The sequence below is a fragment of the Streptomyces parvus genome, from assembly GCF_014648875.1.
Taxonomy (GTDB): Bacteria; Actinomycetota; Actinomycetes; order Streptomycetales; family Streptomycetaceae; genus Streptomyces; species Streptomyces parvus.
The window spans coordinates 391606-411254 of the sequence record NZ_BMRY01000002.1 but is presented as its reverse complement, the minus strand read 5'-3'; the positions used below and the strand labels follow the sequence as shown (position 1 = coordinate 411254).

15 protein-coding genes are annotated in these 19649 nt (G+C 72.1%); 9 read left to right on the top strand and 6 right to left on the bottom strand.

The annotated features are described in order from the left end of the window. Nucleotides 1-47 precede the first annotated feature (47 nt). Complete coding sequence (gene glnA2 / locus IE140_RS08015) at nt 48-1409, bottom strand: gamma-glutamylpolyamine synthetase GlnA2 (RefSeq protein ID WP_006124033.1); 1362 nt, start codon at nt 1407-1409, stop codon at nt 48-50. Nucleotides 1410-1663: 254 nt separating this feature from the next. Between glnA2 and IE140_RS08010 the strand changes: the two genes are divergently transcribed. From IE140_RS08010 to IE140_RS07985, 6 genes are all read left to right on the top strand, one after another. After that, nucleotides 1664-2344 (top strand): thioredoxin-like domain-containing protein, encoded by a 681-nt coding sequence (locus tag IE140_RS08010; RefSeq protein WP_189460226.1) that lies wholly within the window; start codon nt 1664-1666, stop codon nt 2342-2344. Continuing rightward, entirely contained in the window at nt 2341-3060 is a 720-nt protein-coding gene (locus IE140_RS08005; protein ID WP_109178309.1) for a DUF305 domain-containing protein, read from the top strand. The genes IE140_RS08010 and IE140_RS08005 overlap by 4 nt, the downstream gene beginning before the upstream one ends. A 157-nt stretch (nt 3061-3217) precedes the next feature. Beyond that, nucleotides 3218-3643 (top strand): CBS domain-containing protein, encoded by a 426-nt coding sequence (locus tag IE140_RS08000; protein WP_150197140.1) that lies wholly within the window; start codon nt 3218-3220, stop codon nt 3641-3643. A 108-nt stretch (nt 3644-3751) separates the two neighbouring features. Next, nucleotides 3752-4171 carry a hypothetical protein gene (locus IE140_RS07995; protein WP_150197138.1) on the top strand — a complete coding sequence of 140 codons (420 nt, stop codon included), beginning with the start codon at nt 3752-3754 and terminating at the stop codon, nt 4169-4171. Nucleotides 4172-4238: 67 nt separating this feature from the next. Then, on the top strand, nt 4239-5813 hold the full coding sequence (locus tag IE140_RS07990; protein WP_150197136.1) for a multicopper oxidase family protein: 1575 nt from the start codon (nt 4239-4241) through the stop codon (nt 5811-5813). Between the two features lie 123 nt (nt 5814-5936). Continuing rightward, nucleotides 5937-7691, top strand: coding sequence for an NAD+ synthase (locus tag IE140_RS07985; RefSeq protein ID WP_093439846.1), 1755 nt, complete (start codon nt 5937-5939; stop codon nt 7689-7691). A 111-nt stretch (nt 7692-7802) separates the two neighbouring features. On the opposite strand, the gene IE140_RS07980 is transcribed toward IE140_RS07985, so the two are convergent. The 4 genes from IE140_RS07980 to IE140_RS07965 all read right to left on the bottom strand — a co-directional run bounded on the left by IE140_RS07980 (nt 7803) and on the right by IE140_RS07965 (nt 13004). Beyond that, nucleotides 7803-9125: an MFS transporter gene (locus IE140_RS07980; protein WP_150197134.1), complete on the bottom strand. Its 1323-nt coding sequence runs from the start codon at nt 9123-9125 to the stop codon at nt 7803-7805. Nucleotides 9126-9280: 155 nt separating this feature from the next. Beyond that, a complete protein-coding gene (locus tag IE140_RS07975; protein WP_150197132.1) occupies nt 9281-10306 on the bottom strand; it encodes an endonuclease/exonuclease/phosphatase family protein in 1026 nt (341 codons plus the stop codon). Nucleotides 10307-10530: 224 nt separating this feature from the next. Continuing rightward, nucleotides 10531-11238, bottom strand: coding sequence for a TetR/AcrR family transcriptional regulator (locus tag IE140_RS07970; protein ID WP_032761786.1), 708 nt, complete (start codon nt 11236-11238; stop codon nt 10531-10533). Between the two features lie 152 nt (nt 11239-11390). After that, entirely contained in the window at nt 11391-13004 is a 1614-nt protein-coding gene (locus IE140_RS07965; RefSeq protein WP_150197130.1) for an MFS transporter, read from the bottom strand. Between the two features lie 204 nt (nt 13005-13208). Here IE140_RS07965 and panB point away from each other — a divergent pair, with 204 nt between their 5' ends. The 3 genes from panB to IE140_RS07950 all read left to right on the top strand — a co-directional run bounded on the left by panB (nt 13209) and on the right by IE140_RS07950 (nt 16143). Next, on the top strand, nt 13209-14096 hold the full coding sequence (panB, locus tag IE140_RS07960) for a 3-methyl-2-oxobutanoate hydroxymethyltransferase (protein WP_032761789.1): 888 nt from the start codon (nt 13209-13211) through the stop codon (nt 14094-14096). Nucleotides 14097-14266: 170 nt separating this feature from the next. After that, on the top strand, nt 14267-15280 hold the full coding sequence (locus tag IE140_RS07955; RefSeq protein ID WP_150197129.1) for an ATP-binding cassette domain-containing protein: 1014 nt from the start codon (nt 14267-14269) through the stop codon (nt 15278-15280). After that, on the top strand, nt 15277-16143 hold the full coding sequence (locus tag IE140_RS07950; protein WP_093439856.1) for an ABC transporter permease: 867 nt from the start codon (nt 15277-15279) through the stop codon (nt 16141-16143). Before IE140_RS07955 ends, IE140_RS07950 begins: the two co-directional genes overlap by 4 nt. A gap of 11 nt (nt 16144-16154) precedes the next feature. On the opposite strand, the gene IE140_RS07945 is transcribed toward IE140_RS07950, so the two are convergent. Beyond that, nucleotides 16155-19565, bottom strand: a complete 3411-nt coding sequence (locus IE140_RS07945) for an AfsR/SARP family transcriptional regulator (protein WP_189460224.1) — start codon at nt 19563-19565, stop codon at nt 16155-16157. Nucleotides 19566-19649: the final 84 nt, after the last annotated feature.

Genomic DNA, 19649 nt, shown 5'->3' with positions numbered 1-19649 from the left:
TCCGGCCCGGGATCACGCCTCGACGGCCACAGCCGTCCGAACCACCGCTACAGCACCGGCAGCAGCGCCTTCAGCTCGAAGGCCGTGACCTCGCTGCGGTACTCCTCCCACTCCTGCTTCTTGTTGCGGAGGAAGAAGTCGAAGACGTGCTCGCCCAGGGTCTCGGCGACCAGCTCGCTCTTCTCCATCAGCGAGATCGCCTCGCCCAGGTTCTGCGGGAGCGGCTCGATGCCCATCGCGCGGCGCTCCGCGTCGGAGAGGGCCCAGACGTCGTCGTCGGCGCCGGCCGGGAGTTCGTAGCCCTCCTCGATGCCCTTGAGGCCCGCGGCGAGCAGGACCGCGTACGTGAGGTACGGGTTGGCGCCGGAGTCGATGGAGCGGACCTCGACGCGGGCCGAGCCGGTCTTGCCGGGCTTGTACATCGGTACGCGGATGAGGGCGGAGCGGTTGTTGTGGCCCCAGCAGATGTACGAGGGGGCCTCGCCGCCCGCGCCGGCCGCGCGGGAGGAGCCGCCCCAGATGCGCTTGTAGGAGTTGACCCACTGGTTGGTGACGGCCGAGATCTCCGCCGCGTGCTTCAGCAGGCCCGCGATGAACGAGCGGCCCACCTTGGAGAGCTGGTACTCCGCGCCCGACTCGTAGAACGCGTTGCGGTCGCCCTCGAAGAGGGAGAGGTGGGTGTGCATGCCCGAGCCCGGGTACTCCGAGAACGGCTTCGGCATGAACGTGGCCTGCACGCCCTGCTCCAGCGCCACCTGCTTCATCACCAGACGGAACGTCATGATGTTGTCCGCCGTCGACAGCGCGTCCGCGTAGCGGAGGTCGATCTCCTGCTGACCCGGGGCGCCCTCGTGGTGGCTGAACTCGACCGAGATGCCCATCGATTCGAGCATGGTGATCGCCTGGCGGCGGAAGTCCATGCCGACGTTCTGCGGCGTGTGGTCGAAGTAGCCCGAGCTGTCCGCGGGCGTCGGGCGGGTGCCGTCGACCGGCTTGTTCTTCAGCAGGAAGAACTCGATCTCGGGGTGGGTGTAGAAGGTGAAGCCCAGGTCGGACGTCTTGGCCAGGATCCGCTTCAGGACGTAGCGCGGGTCCGCGAAGGACGGCGAGCCGTCCGGCATCAGGATGTCGCAGAACATCCGCGCCGTACCGGGGGCCTCCGCGCGCCAGGGCAGGATCTGGAAGGTGCCCGGGTCCGGCTTGGCGATCATGTCCGACTCGTAGACCCGCGCGAAGCCCTCGATCGCCGAGCCGTCGAAGCCGATGCCCTCGTCGAAGGCCTGCTCCAGCTCGGCCGGGGCGACGGCGACGGACTTGAGGAACCCGAGGACGTCGGTGAACCACAGCCGCACGAAGCGGATGTCGCGCTCCTCAAGGGTCCTGAGGACGAATTCCTGCTGCTTGTCCATTGCCACATCCTTGCAGTTCAGACGGTCCGTGCACCACCGCCCGGGGTAGGGGGACACTTCAGTATCGCGACCCGGGATTTCCCCCAGATTACGCACACGGTGTGAGAGAGAGCACTCGGCCACCCACTACGATCGGCGACCGAGCGGCGGACGGCTTCGGGGCCCGCTCCCTCTGCGGCTTCCCGCCCGTCCGCGCCCCCGGTCCACGGACCGTTCCCCGCCTCCCGGCCCCTTCGCAGAAGGACGCACACGACATGAGTTTCGACCCCCGGTACCCCCAGCCCCAGGCCCCCGACCCTCGCGCGCGCTCCACCCGCAACCGGGCCGTCGCCATAGGGCTGGGCGCCGCCGTCGTGGCCGGTCTCGTCGCTTTCGGCTCGTTCACGCTGCTGGAGAGCTCAGCGGCCGACGAGAAGTCCGACAACGCCTCGGCGGCCCACGACGGCAAGCACCCGGGCGGGCACGGCGACGCCAAGGGCGGGGCCATCGACGGGCTGAAGTCCTGGGACGCGGCGAAGCTGACCCGCAACCACGTGGCGGGCACCGTCGACTATCCGATGAAGCCTCCGGTCGGCGGCGACCACAACCCGTCCTGGATGAACTGCGACGGGGACGTATACGAAAAGGCCGTCCCGGACGTCAACGCGGTCCACGCCCTGGAGCACGGCGCGGTCTGGGTCACGTACAACGACAAGGCCGCCGACAGCGACGTGGCCGCGCTCGCGGAGCGCGTCAGGAAGACCCCGTTCACCCTGATGAGCCCGTACGCCGGCCAGGAGGGCGCGATCACTCTCAGCGCCTGGGGTAAGCAGGTCACCGTGGACTCCGCCGACGACCGGCGGGTGGACCAGTTCCTCACCCAGTACGTCCAGGGCGTCCAGACGCCCGAGCCCGGCGCCCCCTGCACCGGCGGGCTGGAAACGGCACCGCAGTGACCGGCACGACGGAGCCCACGGACCCGGCCACCGGTGCCGAGCGGCGGAAGACCGCGCGCGTCCGGTGGGCGTCCGGGGCCGCCGTGGTCCTGGCCCTGCTCTTTGCCGGGGCCGCCGCCGTCGCCTCCGCCCGCGAGGACGCCCCGGCGCCCCGCGCGGCCGGTGCGCCCGCCGCGGACTCCGCCGACGCCGGGTTCGCCCGGGACATGGCCGTCCACCATCAGCAGGCCGTCGAGATGTCGTTCATCGTCCGCGACCGTACGGAGGACGAGGACGTCCGCCGTCTCGCGTACGACATCGCCAACACCCAGGCCAACCAGCGCGGGATGCTTCTGGGATGGCTGGACCTGTGGGGGCTGCCCAAGGTCGCGGGCGGCGACGATCCGCCGATGGCCTGGATGGGGAGTGGCGGAGGGCATCAGCACGGCGGGCAGCACGCGGACGGTGACGCCGACGGTGTGCTCATGGCCGGGATGGCTTCCCGCGCCGAGCTGGAGCGGCTCACGCGCCTCGACGGCGAGCAGGCCGAGGTCTTCTACCTCCAGCTCATGACGGACCACCACAAGGGCGGCGTCGCCATGGCCGAGGCCTGCGCCTCCCGGTGCACCGTCCCGGTGGAGCAGCGGCTCGCCCGGGGCATGGTCGAGGGGCAGCAGTCCGAGCTGGGGCTCATGCGGGACATGCTCACCGAGCGAAAGGCCCGGCCCCGGCCCTGAGCCCGGGGCCACGGCCCGGACGACCCGCGTCAGCTCGCGTCCTCTCGTCGGCGCACCCGAACGGGTGATTGCGGTCGCGCGTGCCCTCCCGGCCGATGACGATGGGTGCGCTCGGGGCCGTACGGCAGTGCCATCGGCACGCAGGAGGAAATCCCCCATGACGACCGCCAAAGACATCATGCACAGCGGGGCCCGCTGGATCCCGGCCCACGAGACCCTCGACCGTGCGGCGCAGCTGATGCGCGAGCACCACGTGGGCGCCCTGCCCGTCTCGGCCGACGGCGATTCGGACCGGATGGTCGGCATCATCACCGACCGCGACATCGTCGTCGGCTGTGTGGCCAAGGGGCACGACCCGTCGAAGGTCACGGCGGGCGATCTCGCGCAGGGCACGCCCCGCTGGATCGAGGCGGAGGCCGATGTGGACGCGGTCCTGGAGGAGATGCAGACCCATCGCATCCGCCGGCTGCCCGTCGTCGAGAACAAGAAGCTGGTCGGCATGATCAGCGAGGCCGACCTCGCGCAGCACCTCACCGAGGAGCAGATCGCGGGCTGGGCCGAGAAGGTCTACTCGCGGAGTTGAGAAGCCCCGACGTGAGCGTGGCGGTTGCCCGGCGCCCCTCGTCCGCCTCGGTGGAGGGGTGCCGGGCCGCCGTCTGTCCGTATACCCGCCGGGGGTAGGGTGGCCCGCATGGCGGGCAGGACGCGGAGCAGGAGCGTGACGTACGGGCAGCTGATGCTGTTCGCCGCCCTGCTGTTCGGCATCGTCACCATGCACACGGTCGGGCATCCGGCCGAGCACAGCGGACCGGCGGGGATGCCGGCGGCATCCGTGTCGACGTCCGAGTCGCCGGACGCCGTGGGCGAGCACCCCGCGCCGCACGGCTCCCCCGGGGCCGATGCCCCCATGAGCGGCATGGATCCGCTCTCCGTCTGCCTCGCCGTCCTCGGTGTCTGGAGCCTCGCCCTCGTCGGTTCCTGGCTGCTCGGACTCCGCGCCGACGGGCGGCCTCTCGGTACGCCGGTGGGGTCGGGTCTCCTGCGCGCGCTGCGACCGAATCCGCCTCCCCCGATATCGGTGCTCGCCAGCGTCTCGGTGCTGCGCATTTAGAAGTGGGCGTCTCACCTCCGCCCCTTCACCTTCACCCGAACCACAGCACTCCAGAGGTGTCTTCACCATGCCCATGCACCAACTCCCCCGACGCGCCGTGCTCGGCGCCGCTCTCGCCGTAGCCGGTACGGGAGCCCTCGCCGCCTGTTCCGACGGCGGCGGCCACGGCGGCGCCCACTCCCCCGGCAGCGGGGCCCAGGACTCCGGTACGTACGTCTCGCCCGGCGGCAAGGAGGTCGAGGCCGCCGAGACGGCGCGCGGCTCCGGGCCCGTACGGAAGGTCTCCCTCACCGCCACCCGGACCCGGCTCGATCTGGGCGGCGGCACCACCGTCGCCTCCTGGGCCTACGGGGACCGGCTGCCCGGGCGCGAGGTGCGGGTGACCGCCGGGGACATCCTCGCCCTCACCCTGGCCAACCACCTTCCGCAGCCCACCTCCCTGCACTGGCACGGGCTCGCGCTCCGCAACGACATGGACGGGGTTCCCGGGCTGACCCAGCGGGACATCGCCCCGGGGGCCGAGTTCGCCTACCGGTTCGCCGTGCCGCATCCGGGGACGTACTGGTTCCACCCGCACTCCGGCGTCCAGCAGGACCGGGGGCTGTACGCACCGCTGATCGTCGAGGACCCGAAGGAGCCGTTGGCGTACGACAAGGAGTGGGTCGTCGTCCTCGACGACTGGGTCGACGGGGTGGGCGGGTCCACTCCGGACGCCGTCCTCGACGAGTTGTCCGGAGGCATGAGCGGCGGGATGGATCATGGCGCGCACACCATGTCGAAGGAGGACCCGAAGAAGAAGGACGGCGGGCCCTCTCGGATGATGATGGGCGCCCGCAGTGAGCTGCTCGGGGGCGACGCGGGTGATGTCGCCTATCCGCACTATCTCGTCAACGGGCGCGTCGCGGACGATCCGGAGACGTTCCGGGCGCGGCCCGGTGACCGTGTCCGGCTGCGGATCATCAACGCCGGCGGCGACACCGCGTTCCGCGTCGCCCTCGGCGGGCACCGGATGACCGTGACGCACACCGACGGGTTCCCGGTCCGGCACACCACGGGCGACGCGCTGCTGCTGGGGATGGGCGAGCGGTACGACGTCCTCGTCACCGCCGGGGACGGGGTCTTCCCGCTGACCGCCCTGGCGGAGGGGAAGAAGGCGACCGCCCTCGCCGTCCTGCGGACCGGGGGCGGGGCCGCGCCCGCCGCCTCCGTACGGCCGAAGGAACTGGACGGAGAGGTGGTGCAGGCGGGGCGGCTCGCGCCCGACCCGTCGGTGGCGCTGCCTACCCGGCTGCCGGACCGGACGATCCGGATGCGGCTCACCGGCGGAATGGCTCGGTACGACTGGGCCTTCGACGGGCAGCCGTACGACGCGAAGCGGCGGCGGCCGGTGGAGGCGGGCGAGCGGGTGCGGCTCGTCTTCGACAACGGGACGGCCATGTGGCATCCGCTCCATCTGCACGGGCACACCTTCGCCCTCGGCGGGAACGCCGCCGGGGCCCGTAAGGACACCGCCGTCGTGTTGCCGCACCGGTCGTTGACGGTGGACTTCGACGCCGACAATCCGGGGCTGTGGATGGTCCACTGCCACAACGTCTACCACGCGGAGGCGGGGATGATGACGGTCCTCGGTTACCGGGGCTGACCTCCCGCGCCCCTCCGTGGGGCGGCGCCGGCAGCCGCTCCCACCTGCGGTTCCGGTGGGCCGGAGCAGATTTTGCCCGGCCCGCCGGGACATCGCGTCAGAAAGACGATTACACTGGCGGACGTGCCTCAACTACGCCTCGCACTGAATCAGATCGACTCGACCGTCGGCGACCTCGCCGGCAACTCCGAGGCGATCGTCCACTGGACCCGGCACGCCGCCGAGCAGGGCGCCCACCTCGTGGCGTTCCCCGAGATGGTGCTGACCGGATACCCCGTCGAGGACCTGGCCCTGCGGTCGTCCTTCGTCGAGGCCTCGCGGCAGGCGCTCCGCGCGCTGGCCGCCCGGCTCGACGCGGAGGGCTTCGGCGAACTGCCGGTCGTCGTCGGCTACCTGGACCGCTCCGAGCACGCCGCGGCGCGCTACGGCCAGCCGGCCGGTTCCCCGCGCAACGCCGCCGCCGTGCTGCACCGCGGCGGGATCGCGCTCAACTTCGCCAAGCACCACCTGCCGAACTACGGCGTCTTCGACGAGTTCCGGTACTTCGTGCCGGGCGACTCGATGCCCGTCGTGCGGGTCCACGGCATCGACGTGGCCCTCGCGATCTGCGAGGACCTGTGGCAGGACGGCGGGCGTGTCCCGGCCGCCCGGTCCGCCGGGGCCGGGCTGCTCCTGTCGATCAACGCCTCGCCGTACGAGCGGGACAAGGACGACACCCGGCTGGAGCTGGTCCGCAAGCGGGCGCAGGAGGCCGGCTGCACGACGGCCTATCTGGCGATGATCGGCGGTCAGGACGAGCTGGTCTTCGACGGTGACTCGATCGTCGTCGACAAGGAGGGCGAGGTCATCGCCCGTGCCCCGCAGTTCTCCGAGGGCAGCGTGATCCTCGATCTGGAGCTGCCCGCGGCAGCGGCCGAAGCACCATCGGGGGTCGTTGACGACGGGCTGCGGATCGACCATGTCGTGCTGTCGGACGAGCCGGTCGCCGCGTACGGGCCGGAGCTCGCGGGCGGGTACGCGGAGCGGCTGGAGGACGAGGAGGAGATCTACTCGGCGCTGGTCGTGGGACTCCGCGCGTACGCTGCGAAGAACGGTTTCAGCAGTGTGCTGATCGGGCTCTCCGGCGGCATCGACTCGGCGATCTGCGCGGCGATCGCGTGCGATGCGCTCGGTGCGCAGAACGTGTACGGGGTCTCGATGCCGTCGAAGTACTCCTCGGACCACTCCAAGGGCGACGCGGCCGAGCTGGCGCGGCGTACCGGGCTCAACTTCCGTACGGTGCCGATCGCGCCGATGTTCGACGCGTACATGGAGTCGCTGGAGCTCACGGGGCTCGCCGAGGAGAACCTCCAGGCCCGGCTGCGCGGGACGACGCTGATGGCCATCTCCAACCAGGAGGGGCAGATCGTGCTGGCGCCCGGCAACAAGTCGGAGCTGGCGGTCGGCTACTCCACGCTGTACGGGGACGCGGTCGGCGCGTACGGGCCGATCAAGGACGTCTACAAGTCCTCGGTGTTCCGGCTGGCGAAGTGGCGCAACCGGGCGGCGGAGGAGCGGGGCCAGACCCCGCCGATCCCCGAGGCCTCGATCACCAAGCCGCCGAGCGCGGAGCTGCGGCCGGGGCAGGTCGACACGGACTCGCTGCCGGACTACGAGGTCCTGGACGCGATCCTGGAGCTGTACGTCGACCGGGACCAGGGGATGGACGCGATCGTCGCGGCCGGGTTCGATGCGGAGCTGGTGGCGAAGACGTTGCGGATGGTGGATACGGCGGAGTACAAGCGGCGGCAGTATCCGCCGGGGACGAAGATCTCGCCGAAGGGGTTCGGGAAGGACCGGCGGTTGCCGATCACGAATCGCTGGCGCGAGTCGTCGTAGCGGGGGTGGGTGGTTGCCGGGGGGCGTCCGGCGGCCGTCCTTGTCCTGAGCGCCGGACGGGCTGGGCTCCCCACGTGGGTGGCCGGCCCGTCCGGCGTGTCGGTTCCGTCCTCAAACGCCGGACGGGCTGGAGTGGCCGCCGGACGGGCTGGAGTTGGCGGATTCGGCTGCGGGCCCGCTCTGCGAACCGGTTCCGTCCTCAAACGCCGGACGGGCTGGGACAGCCGCCGGACGGGCCGAAGAGGGCGCCTGGCGGGACTGGTGGGCCGCCACCACCCGCGACGCCTTCCCCTCGCCCCGGTCCAGGAAGCCCGCCGTCGCCGCTATCGCCAGGCCCGCCACCGCCAGTACCGCGCCCACGAGCGCCGGGGACGTCCAGCCCCAGCCTGCCGCGATCGCCACGCCGCCCAGCCAGGCGCCGCCCGCGTTGGCCAGGTTGAAGGCGGAGTGGTTGGAGGCGGAGGCCAGGGTAGGGGCGTCCTTCGCCTTGTTCATCACCAGCATCTGGAGCGGGGTCGTCGTCATGAAGCCGACGGCGCCCAGCAGCACCACCATCACCAGCGCCGCCCACTGCACGTGCACCGTGAACGGGAACGCCACCAGGACCACCGCGAGGGCGCCGAGCGAGCCGTACAGCGTCGGGCGCAGGGCGCGGTCCGTGAGGGGGCCCGCGGCGAGGGCGCCCAGAGTCATGCCGATGCCGAACAGGGCCAGGACCAGGGTCACGGAGGACTCGCCGAAGCCCATCGCCTTCGTGGTCATGGCCGAGAGGTAGGAGTAGACCGCGAAGACGCCGGCGAAGCCGAAGACGGCGGTGAGCAGGCCGAGGAGCACCTGGCGGTTGCCGAGGGCGCGCAGTTCGCGGCGTACGTCCTGGTGGGCCTCGACCGGGATGCTGGGGACCAGGCGGGCCAGGGCCGCCATCGCGGCCAGCCCGATCGCCGCGACCACGAGGAACGTGGCCCGCCAGCCGAGGTGCTGGCCGAGGAGGGTGGCGGCGGGGACGCCGACGATGTTCGCCACCGTCAGGCCGAGGAACATCGTCGCCACCGCCCGCGCCTGGCGGCCCTCGGAGACCAGCCGGGCGGCGACCACCGCGCCGACGCCGAAGAACGCGCCGTGCGGGAGACCGGCCAGGAGGCGGCCCACGACCAGCCAGCCGAAGTCGGGGGCGAGCGCCGAGGCCAGGTTCCCGACGGTGAACAGCGCCATCAGGAGCAGCAGCATCTTCTTGCGCGGGACGCGGGAGCCGAGGCCGGTGAGCAGCGGTGCGCCGAGGACGACGCCGATCGCGTACGCGGAGACGAGGTATCCGGCGGTGGGCACGGACGTGCCGAGGTCGTCCGCCACGTTGGGCAGCAGGCCCATCATGACGAACTCCGTCGTGCCTATGCCGAAGGCGCTCACGGCCAGGGCGAGGAGGGCCAGGGGCATGGAAACCTTCGCAATCTCGGAGCGGGGGCAGAACGAAGAGCCGTCGCCTCGGCGTGGCGCCGGGCGACGGCTGAGTCTTCTTTATGTATGCGACTGGAACAAATTGTCGCAGACGTTTTATGCCGCGTGGTGAACGGGCGGTTGCGTGGCCGTGATCACAGCTCCACGCGGGCCGCGATCGGGAGGTGGTCGCTGTCGGTCGCCGCGAGGGTCCAGGAGGCCATCGGCTCGACGCCCTTGACCATGATCTGGTCGATCCGGGCCATGGGGAACGAGGCGGGCCAGCTGAAGCCGAAGCCGTCGCCCGCCGCGCCCTGGGTGGAGCGCATCTGCGCGGTGACCGCGTTCAGCGAGCGGTCGTTCATCGTGCCGTTCAGGTCGCCGAGGAGGACGACCCGCTCCACGCGTTCGTCGGCGATGGCCTCGCCGAGCGCGTCGGCGCTGTCGTCGCGCTGGTTGGCGGTGAACCCGGCGTGCAGCTTCACGCGGACGGACGGCAGGTGGGCCACGTACACCGCGACCTCGCCCTGCGGGGTCTTCACCGTCGAGCGCATCGCCCGGGTCCAGCCCATCTTGATGTCGACGGGCTTGGTGTCGGCCAGCGGGTACTTGCTCCACAGGCCCACGGTGCCCTGCACCGAGTGGTACGGGTAGCGGCCGGCCAGCGACTTCTCGTACGTGGAGACCTGCCGGCCCGGGAGTTCCTGGAGGGCCACGACGTCCGCCCCGGATCCGGCGACCTGCTGGGCGGTGCCCTCGGGGTCGGGGTTGCCCGCGTTGACGTTGTGGGTGGCGACGGTGAGGTCGCCGCCGTCGCCGGACTTGTCGGTGAGCAGGCCGCCGAACACGTTGAGCCAGACGACGGCGGGCAGCAGGAGCGCGATCGTGGCGGTCGCGGAGCGGCGGAGCAGTCCCAGGACCAGCAGCACCGGGATGAAGACGGCGACCCACGGCAGGAAGGTCTCGATGAGGCTGCCGAGGTTGCCGAGCCGGTTGGGGATCTGCGCGTGGACGACCATCAGCAGGGTCAGCAGGACCGAGCAGAGGGCCAGGAGGATGCCGCGCCGCCAGTAGCCCGAGTCGTTTCTCAGCCGGTCCCACAGGCCCCGGAAGCGGGATCCGCGGGCCCCGGGCTGCTCCGCGCTGCCGTTGTCCGTGTCCGCTCCGTACGCCTGCACCATCGCGCTGTCCTCACTGCCTTGCCCTGCACATCGCCGCGCCCTCGACCCTAGGTGATGAGCGGCGTCTTTCCCGCCGCCGACCTGGCGGCCCGCCGCCCCCGGTGTCCCGTGTTCGACGACCGTACGGAGATCCCGTAGAGGGATCCCGTACGGAGGTCAGGACGACGGTGGCGGGACGACGGGTTCCGGCCCGGGGCCGGCCGGGGCACCTTGTGACAGAACGATCACACTCGTGCCGCGGGGGCGAGCCCCTGCAGCAGGGCGGTGATGATGCGGTCCGCGAGATCGTCGGGCAGCGGCGCGTCGGGGCGGTGGACCGTACGGACGAGCATGGGGCCGACGAAGAGGTCGTCGATCAGCTCCACGTCGAGGTCGTCGCGCAGTTCCCCGGCGGCCACCGCGCGCCGCACCGCCTCCAGCATCGCGACACGCCGCGGGGCGATCACCGTGCCGTGGTACTCCTCCCACAGCTTCGGGTGGCTCTTCATCTGGGCGAAGATGTTGACCAGGAGGACCGAGGAGCGCTGGGCGAGGCCCCGGGTGCGCAGGGATTCCAGCATGACGCGGAGGTCGGCGAGGCCCGCCGTGCCGGAGAGGGGCGGGTCGGTGGGCTCCATGTCGCGTACGACGTCGACGAACAGCTCCTCCTTTCCCGACCAGCGGCGGTAGATCGTGGCCTTGCCGACGCCCGCCGTGCGCGCGATGCGTTCGATGGAGAGGCCCGCGAGCGGTTCGCCCGCCTCCAGGAGAGCGATCACGGCGTCCAGGATCGCCCGTTCCGCCGCAGCGGAACGGGGGCGTCCGCGGCGGGGCTCCGCATCCGGAGCCCCTGCCGGAACCTCTGCCGACGAACCGCAGGCCGGGGCACCGGCCTGCGGTTCGCCCCCGTTCCTCGCCCCGCGCCGGTCCCGCTCGCCGTCCTGGCCTTGCACCGTGAAGCCGCCTCTCGTCGCGCCGTCGCCCCTCGGACGTCAGCCGTACGTCCGTCGCACGTCCGTCGCACGTCCGTCGCCTCGATTCTCGCCGACCCGGAGGGCGCGGATCGACGAGCCTCGTCGAGTCAGCGGCTCAGCTGGTCAGCGGGTCAGCGGGTGAGCTGCTCCGCAGGGGGGCGGACCTCCTCGGGGACCTCGGTCGTCGCCGGAGGGCGGCCCGGCAGGAACAGGCCGACGACCACGGCGCCGATCAGGGCGACGGCCGCCGAGCCGAGCGCGGTCACGTGCATGGCGCTGATGAACGCGTCATTGGCGGCGGCGACCAGAGGCTTTCCGGCCACCGGGCCGAGCTTCTCGGCGACGCCGAGCGTGGCCTCGATGGACTCGCCCGCCACGTCCCTGACCTCGGCCGGGACCGCGCCGAGGTGACCCTCGATGTCCCCCCGGTAGACGGTCGAGAGCACCGAGCCCAGGACCGCGATCCCGAGCGCCCCGCCGACCTGGCGGAAGGTGTTGTTGATGGCCGAACCGGAACCGGCCTTCTCGCGGGGCAGCGCCTGCATCACGGCGACGGTGACGGGCGGCATGATGTGCGCCATCCCGGTGCCCTGGACGAAGAAGACGAGGCACATCACCCACACCGGCGTACCGGCGTCGAACAGGGCGAACGACGCGAGGCCGGCGGCGACGAGCAGCATCCCGGCCGTACAGACCGCGCGGGCGCCGAAGCGGTCGACGACCAGCCGGGCCCGGGGCGCGAAGACCATCTGGGCGGCGGCGAGCGGAAGGATCAGCAGACCCGACTGGAGGGCGCTGTACCCGCGCACGCTCTGGAGGTAGAAGGCGGAGAAGAACGTCACGCCCATGAGGGCGAAGAAGACCAGTGCTATCGCGGCGACGGCGGCGGAGAACGCGGGCTTCCGGAAGTACGTGATGTCGATGGCCGGGTGGCTGCTGCGCTTCTCGTGCCAGACGAATCCGGCCAGCACGAGCAGCCCGCCGGCGATGGCGAGGATCACGGTCGTGTCGGTGAAGTCGGCCAGCTCGCCGCCCCGGATGATCCCGTACACCAGCAGGACCAGGCCCACGATGGAGAGCCCGACGCCCAGCGGGTCGACCTTTCCGGGCTTCGGGTCGCGCGAGTCGGGGACCAGGATCGCCATGGCGATCAGGGCGAGGACGACCACGGGGACGTTCACCAGGAAGATCGAGCCCCACCAGAAGTGCTCCAGTAGCACCCCTCCGGTGATCGGGCCGATGGCGATGCCGAGGCCGACGCTGCCCGCCCAGATGCCGATGGCCCTGGGCTGCTCGTCGCGCTCGAAGACGTTCATCAGGACGGCGAGGGTGGCGGGCATCACGAAGGCGGCGCCGAAGCCCATCAGCGCCCGCCAGGTGATGAGCTCGCCCGGCGAGGCGGAGAAGGCGGCCAGCGCGGAGCCGAGGCCGAAGACCAGGGTGCCGGCGAGGAGGACCTTCTTGCGGCCGATCCGGTCGCCGAGAAGGCCCGCGGTGAACAGCAGTCCGGCGAAGACGAGCGTGTAGGAGTTGATCGCCCACTCCAGCTCGCTCTGGGTGGCGCCGATGCCGGTGGGGGCGGGGCTCGCGATCGTCTTGACCGCGACGTTCAGGATCGAGTTGTCCAGCACGACGATGAGCACGCTGAACATGAGGACGCCGAGGATCCACCAGCGGCGGCGGTGGATCGCCTCGGGAACATGGGGCACGGCGGGCGCGGCGGGAGCGCCGGACGGTATGGGCATGAGGACGAGCCTAATCCCATTTCGATACGAGACCGTCTCGTATTGTTAAAGCTTTGCCCAACGGAGGCCGTACGGGCGCTTCCTCGGGCCCGCTTTCCCACCGCCCGCGGGCCCACTTCCCGAGTGGCGGGGCGGGATGCCACCATGGAAGGGATCCGGGGACGCCGTCAGGGCGCCTCGAGATGACGAAGGAGCCGTTTCGCCATGTCGCTTCAGGCTGCACAGAAACAGAGTTCGACCTCCCCCGCGGGCCCGTCCGCCGACAGCAGCAAGGCGCTGTACGGAGGGAAGTCCACCCGCCGCATCACCGTCCACGACATCGCCGCCGCCACCGAGCGCGGCGAGAAGTGGCCCATGCTGACCGCCTACGACGCGATGACCGCGTCCGTCTTCGACGAGGCGGGGATCCCGGTCATGCTCGTCGGCGACTCGATGGGCAACGTCCACCTCGGTTACGAGACCACCGTGCCCGTCACGATGGACGAGATCGCCATGCTGTCCGCCGCCGTCGTACGGGGCACCAAGCGCGCCCTGATCGTCGCCGACCTGCCCTTCGGCTCGTACCAGGAAGGCCCCGTCCAGGCACTGCGCAACGCCACCCGGCTGATCAAGGATTCGGGCGTCGGCGCGGTCAAGCTGGAGGGCGGCGAGCGGTCCCACGAGCAGATCCGGCTGCTGGTCGAGGCCGGCATCCCGGTCATGGGTCACATCGGCCTGACCCCGCAGTCCGTCAACGCGATGGGCTACCGGGTCCAGGGCCGCGGCGAGGAGGCCGCCCAGCAGCTGCTGCGGGACGCCAAGGCCGTCCAGGACGCGGGCGCGTTCGCCGTCGTGCTGGAGCTGGTCCCCGCCGAGCTGGCCGCCGAGGTCACCCGTACGCTGCACATCCCGACCGTCGGCATCGGCGCCGGTTCCGGGACCGACGCGCAGGTGCTCGTCTACACGGACATGGTCGGGCTGACCGGCGGCAAGGTGCCGCGCTTCACCAAGCAGTACGCGAATCTGCGGCAGGTCCTCGGCGACGCGGCGAAGGAGTTCGCGGACGAGGTCGTCGGGGGCACGTTCCCGGCGGCGGAGCACACCTTCCACTGATCCACCCGGTCGCCGCCGCTCCCCGAGCGGCGCCCACCAGCCATTTCCCGCACCACCGACAGCCCGCCGACATCCCCCATCGGCGGGCTGTCGCGCGTCTGCCGCCCCGCGCCGGTCCGTGTCGGCGGGCTGTCGGTGAGCTGTCGGTGGGCGCTGGTCTGCTGGTGGGCATGGAACGAATCGACAAGAACCCCAGCAGCGGCCGGAACGCCGTCGAAGTGCGGGGGCTGGTCAAGCACTACGGCGAGACCAAAGCTCTGGACGGCGTGGACCTCGACGTCCGTGAAGGCACCGTCCTCGGTGTGCTCGGCCCCAACGGCGCCGGCAAGACCACCCTCGTACGCTGCCTGTCCACCCTGATCACCCCCGACGCCGGGCACGCGGTCGTCGCCGGCTACGACGTGGTGAAGCAGCCGCGCGAGCTCCGCCGCAGGATCGGCCTGACCGGGCAGTACGCCTCGGTCGACGAGAAACTCTCCGGCTGGGAGAACCTCTACATGATCGGGCGCCTGCTCGATCTGCCCCGCAAGCAGGCCCGGGCCCGCGCCGACGAGCTGCTGGAGCGGTTCTCGCTCACCGAGGCCGCCAAGCGGGCGAGCATGGAGTACTCCGGCGGGATGCGCCGCCGGCTCGACCTGGCCGCCTCGATGATCGGCAGCCCGGCCGTGCTGTACCTGGACGAGCCGACGACGGGGCTCGACCCCCGGACCCGTAACGAGGTCTGGGACGAGGTGCAGCGGATGGTCGCCGAGGGCGCGACCGTCCTGCTGACCACGCAGTACATGGAGGAGGCCGAGCAGCTCGCCAAGGAGCTGACGGTCATCGACCGGGGGAAGATCATCGCCCGGGGCGGGGTCGACGAGCTGAAGGCCAGGGTCGGCGGCCGCACCCTGCACATCCGGCCCTCGGACCCCGCGGAGCTGGCCGCGATGGCGCAGGCGATCCGGGAGGCCGGGCTCGACGGGGTCGCCGGGGTCCAGGCCGTCGTGGACGAGGGGCTGCTGTACGTGCCGATCCTCAGCGACGAGCAGCTCACCGCCGTCATCGGGCTGCTGGGCGTGCGCGGCTTCTCGCTCGCCCATGTCTCCACCGCCCTGCCCAGCCTGGACGAGGTGTTCCTCGCGATCACCGGCGACAAGGCCTCCCCCCTCTCCCACCCGGCTCCCCAGGAGGTCGCCGCATGAGCGCCACCACCACAGCACCGACCCCCACGCCCCCCGGGTCCCCGGGTCCGGCATCCGCGCAGGCCGTCGTGGCCGACGAGGGGCGGATCGGCCTGCGGGCCAACCTCCGGCACATCGGAGCCCTGGCGCGCCGCAACCTGCTCCAGATCAAGAAGGACCCGGAGTCGATGTTCGACGTCCTTCTGACGCCGATCATCTTCATCCTGCTCTTCGTGTACGTCTTCGGCGGCTCGGTCGGCGCAAGCCTCGGCGGAAACCGGCAGGAGTACGTGAACTACCTGGTGCCCGGGCTGATGGCGATGCTGGGGCTGAACATCGCCATGGCCGTAGGGACCGGCGTCAACGACGACTTCCGCAAGGGGGTCATGGACCGGTTCCGGACGATGCCGATCTCCCGGTCCTCGGTGCTCATCGCCAAGATCGTGGTCGAGCTGGGCCGGCTGATGGTCGCCATGCTCATCCTGCTCGTCATGGGGTTCGTCGTCGGCATGGAGCTGCACGGCTCGGTGTTCGGACTCCTCGCGGCGGTCGCGCTGTCGGCGGTGTTCGGGGCCGCCATCATGTGGATCTTCATCCTGCTCGGGCTGTCCATGCCGACGGCCCAGGCTGTTCAAGGGACGGCGATGCTCGTGCTGATGCCCCTGCAGTTCGGTTCCTCGATCTTCGTGCCGACCGAGACCATGCCGGGCTGGCTCCAGACCTTCACCGACTACAACCCGCTCTCCAACCTGGCGGACGCGGCGCGGGCGCTCATGCAGGGCGACCCGGTCGGCGACTCGGTCTGGTGGACGCTGGCCTGGGCCGCCGGCATCACGGTGGTGCTGGCTCCGCTGGCGGTGGCCAAGTTCCGCAAGAAGGCCTGAGCGGACGGGCGTTACGTCGGCGGGTGCGCCCGCCGGTACGACTCCGCCAGGGCGGTGGCCTCGTCGAGGGTGAGGCCACCGCCCTCCTCGTACGCCGCCCGGTAGGCCGCGTCGTCACCGAGCACCTCCCGGGCGGCCTGCTCGGTGAGCGCCCGGTTGCGGCGCTCCATCACGGTCGGCACGTGCCCCTTCGGCAGGAGCGTCTCCTGGAACCCCAGCAGCCGAGCGGCGTCCCGCGCCGCGTCGGCTCCGCCGAGCCCGGCCAGCGCCTGGGCGATGGCCGTCAGATGGGACGACGGCAGCTGCGGGGCCACCATCATCGACAGCGGTTCCCGCGCGCACTCCAGAGCTGTCAGCCCGTTGTCCAGGGCTGCGTAGTGGTCTCCGTCGAGGTTGTCCAGCCAGGCCAGCGTGCCGTGGACGAAGCCGCCGAAGACGGCGACATCGCGGGAACTGAAATCCTCCCGGACGAGGTATGCCTGCTGGCGGGCCTCATCCACTCGACCCTGGAGGCCGAGAACGAACCCCAGGAACATCCGCGCCATCGGCGTCGCCTCGTGGCCCATCTCCCGACCGCTCGAAGTGACTTCACGCAGGATGGCCTCGGCCTCCGGGAGCCGGTCGAGCTCGATGAGGGATCCGGCGTACCGGGCCCGCAGGAGCGACGCCTGGCTCTGCGCGCCGATCTTCCGCGCGTACTCCACGGCGGCCCGGTAGTCCTCCAGCGCCGCCGCGAAGTCGCCGGCCCGCTCGTTGGCCTCGCCCCGTGCGGAGAGCGCCTCGGCGGCACCCCAGTCGTCGCCGAGCCGGGTGTAGATCTCCAGGCTCTCGTCGGCGTCGGCGAGCGCGTCCGCGACCTGCTCGGGGCTGTTGGCCCGCAGGTTGGCCCGGGTGTGGAGCGCGGAGCCCAGTTCCCATTCGGCACCGTGGACCCGGGAGGCGCGGACCGTCTCGTCGAGCACCGCGTACAGCTGCTCCAGGTCGCCGGTGAGCATGATCGCGAACAGCCAGAGGGTTCCGGGCATCCGGCAGGTCTGCGGCATGCCGGGCCGGTAGGTGTCGGCGATGATCCTCAGCCGCGCCTTGCCCTTGGGAGTCGACCAGGCGCTGATCGCGTTGTCCACTCCGGCCAGTTGGACCAGGGACACCCCGCGCCGCGCCTCCGCGAGCTGCTCGTCGTCCATCGGCGGGGGCCGGTCGGTGGGCCGCTCCGCGAGCGAGGGGGCCCGGGTGCCGGGCGGGGCGAAGGGGTCGGGGCCGAGCGAGGCGGCGAGCTCGCACCACTGACGGGCTTCCGAGCGCAGATCCTTCAGCATCCAGTACCAGGCCATCGACAGCACGATGCACAGCGCCTCGTGCTCGTCCCGGGCGGCGACGGCGTGGCGGAGCGCGGTGCGCAGGTTCTCGTACTCGCGCTGGAAGACGGCGATCGCCTCCCGCTGCCCGCTGCCGCGCACCTTCGGGCCGGTGATCCGGGCGAGCTCGCGGTAGTGGACCAGGTGGCGCCGCTCGACGGCGGCCCGCTCGCCCGCCTCCGCCAGCCGTTCGGCGGCGTACTCGCCGACCGTCTCCAGCAGCCGGTAGCGCATCTCCCCGTCGTCGCCGGGCGCGGCGACGACGAGGGACTTGTCGACGAGGGAGCCGAGCAGGGACGCGACGTCGAGGGAGTCCACGGTGACGCCGTCGGCCGGTTCGGGCAGGGCGCAGACCTCCTCGGCGGCGGCCAGCGAGCAGCCTCCGGCGAAGACGGAGAGGCGGCGCAGGACGGCGCGTTCGGCGGCGTCGAGCAGGTCCCAGGACCAGTCGACGACGGCGCGCAGGGTCTGCTGGCGGGGCAGCACGGTGCGGCTGCCGTTGGTGAGGAGGCGGAAGCGGTCGTCGAGCCGGTCGGCGATCTGGCGCGGGGTGAGCATCCGCAGCCGGGCGGCGGCCAGTTCGATGGCGAGCGGCAGCCCGTCCAGCCGGCGGCAGATCTCGGCGCAGGCGGCGGCGGTCGCCTCGTCCGCGTCGGTGCGGAAGCCGGGGCGGGCGGCGGCCCCGCGTTCGGCGAGCAGCCGCAGGGCCATCGGGTCGGGCAGCGGGTCGACGGGGCGGACGAACTCGCCGGGTACGCCGAGGGGTTCGCGGCTGGTGGCGATGACGGTGAGCTGCGGGCAGTGGGCCAGCAGATGGTCGGCGAGGGCGGCGGCCGCGCCGATGACGTGCTCGCAGTTGTCCAGCAGGAGCAGCATCCGGCGCGGGGCGCAGTGCTCGGTGAGGCGTACGAGAGGGTCACCGCCGGTGCGGTCGGCGGCGCGCAACTCCTCGGCGCCCGCCCCGCGCAGCACGGTCTCGCGGGCCCCGAGCGCGCCGAGGACCGCCTCGGGCACGGTGTCAGGGTCGTCGACGGGGGCCAGTTCGGCCAGCCAGACACCGTCGGGCCAGGCTTCGGCGGCGGCCTCCGCGGTCTCCTGCGACAGCCGGGTCTTGCCCGCGCCGCCGGGCCCGAGCAGGGTGACCAGCCGGGTGCGGCCGAGGTCCTCGCGCAGGGCGGCCATGTCGGTGTCGCGCCCGACGAAGCTGGTGAGCCGGGCGCGGAGGTTGCCGGGGCCGGGCGGGGGCGGGGCGGGGGGCGGCTGGGTCGCGGCGGGTACGTCCTCAGGGGCGGGGACGGCCCCGGTCGCGGGCGCGGTCCCAGGGGTAGGCTCGCCCCCGGTCGCGGGTCCCGGGTGGAGCAGCTCCGTGTGCAGGCCGCGCAGGGCCGGTCCCGGGGCGGTGCCGAGGCGGTCGTCGAGCAGGGTGCGGACCTCCTCGTACGCGGCCAGCGCCTCGGCGGGGCGTCCGGCGTCCCGGAGGGCCCTGATGCGCAGGGCCTGGAGCGGTTCGTCGAGCGGGTGGGTGTCGCAGAGCACGGCCAGCTCCGGCAGCGCCTCCCCCGGTCTGCCGAGGGCGAGGAGCGCCCCGAGCGCGGCCCGCCGGGCGTCGAGCCTGCGGGCCTCCCAGCGGGACGCGATCGCCGTGCGGTCGGGCAGATCGGCGAGGGCCGGCCCGTTCCACAGGGCGAGGGCCTCTCCCAGGGCGGCGAGGGCGCCGGCGGCGTCGCCGTCCTCCAGGGCCCGGCTCCCCTCGCCGGCCAGCCGCTCGAAGCGGTGCAGGTCCACGGCGTCCGGCGGGGCGGCGAGCCGGTAGCCGCCCTCCACGGATTCGACGGCGCTGTGCCCCAGGGCCCGCCGCAACCTGCCGACCAGGGCCTGGAGCGCACCGGCCGCGTCGGCGGGCGGGTCGCCGTCCCACACCTCGTCGACGAGGTGTGCGGCCGGGACGGTCCGGCCGGGGCGCAGCGCGAGAACGGTGAGCAGGGCGCGCAGCCGCGCCCCGCCGAGGGTGACGGCCGTGCCGTCGTCGCGGAGTGCCCGGGTGGTGCCGAGGACGCAGTAGTGCACGGAGCCCATTGTCCGTGACGGGTGGCGGACCTGGGTTGACCGGGTGGAACTCCACAAGCGGTCGCGGACGTTCCAGCCGTGCCG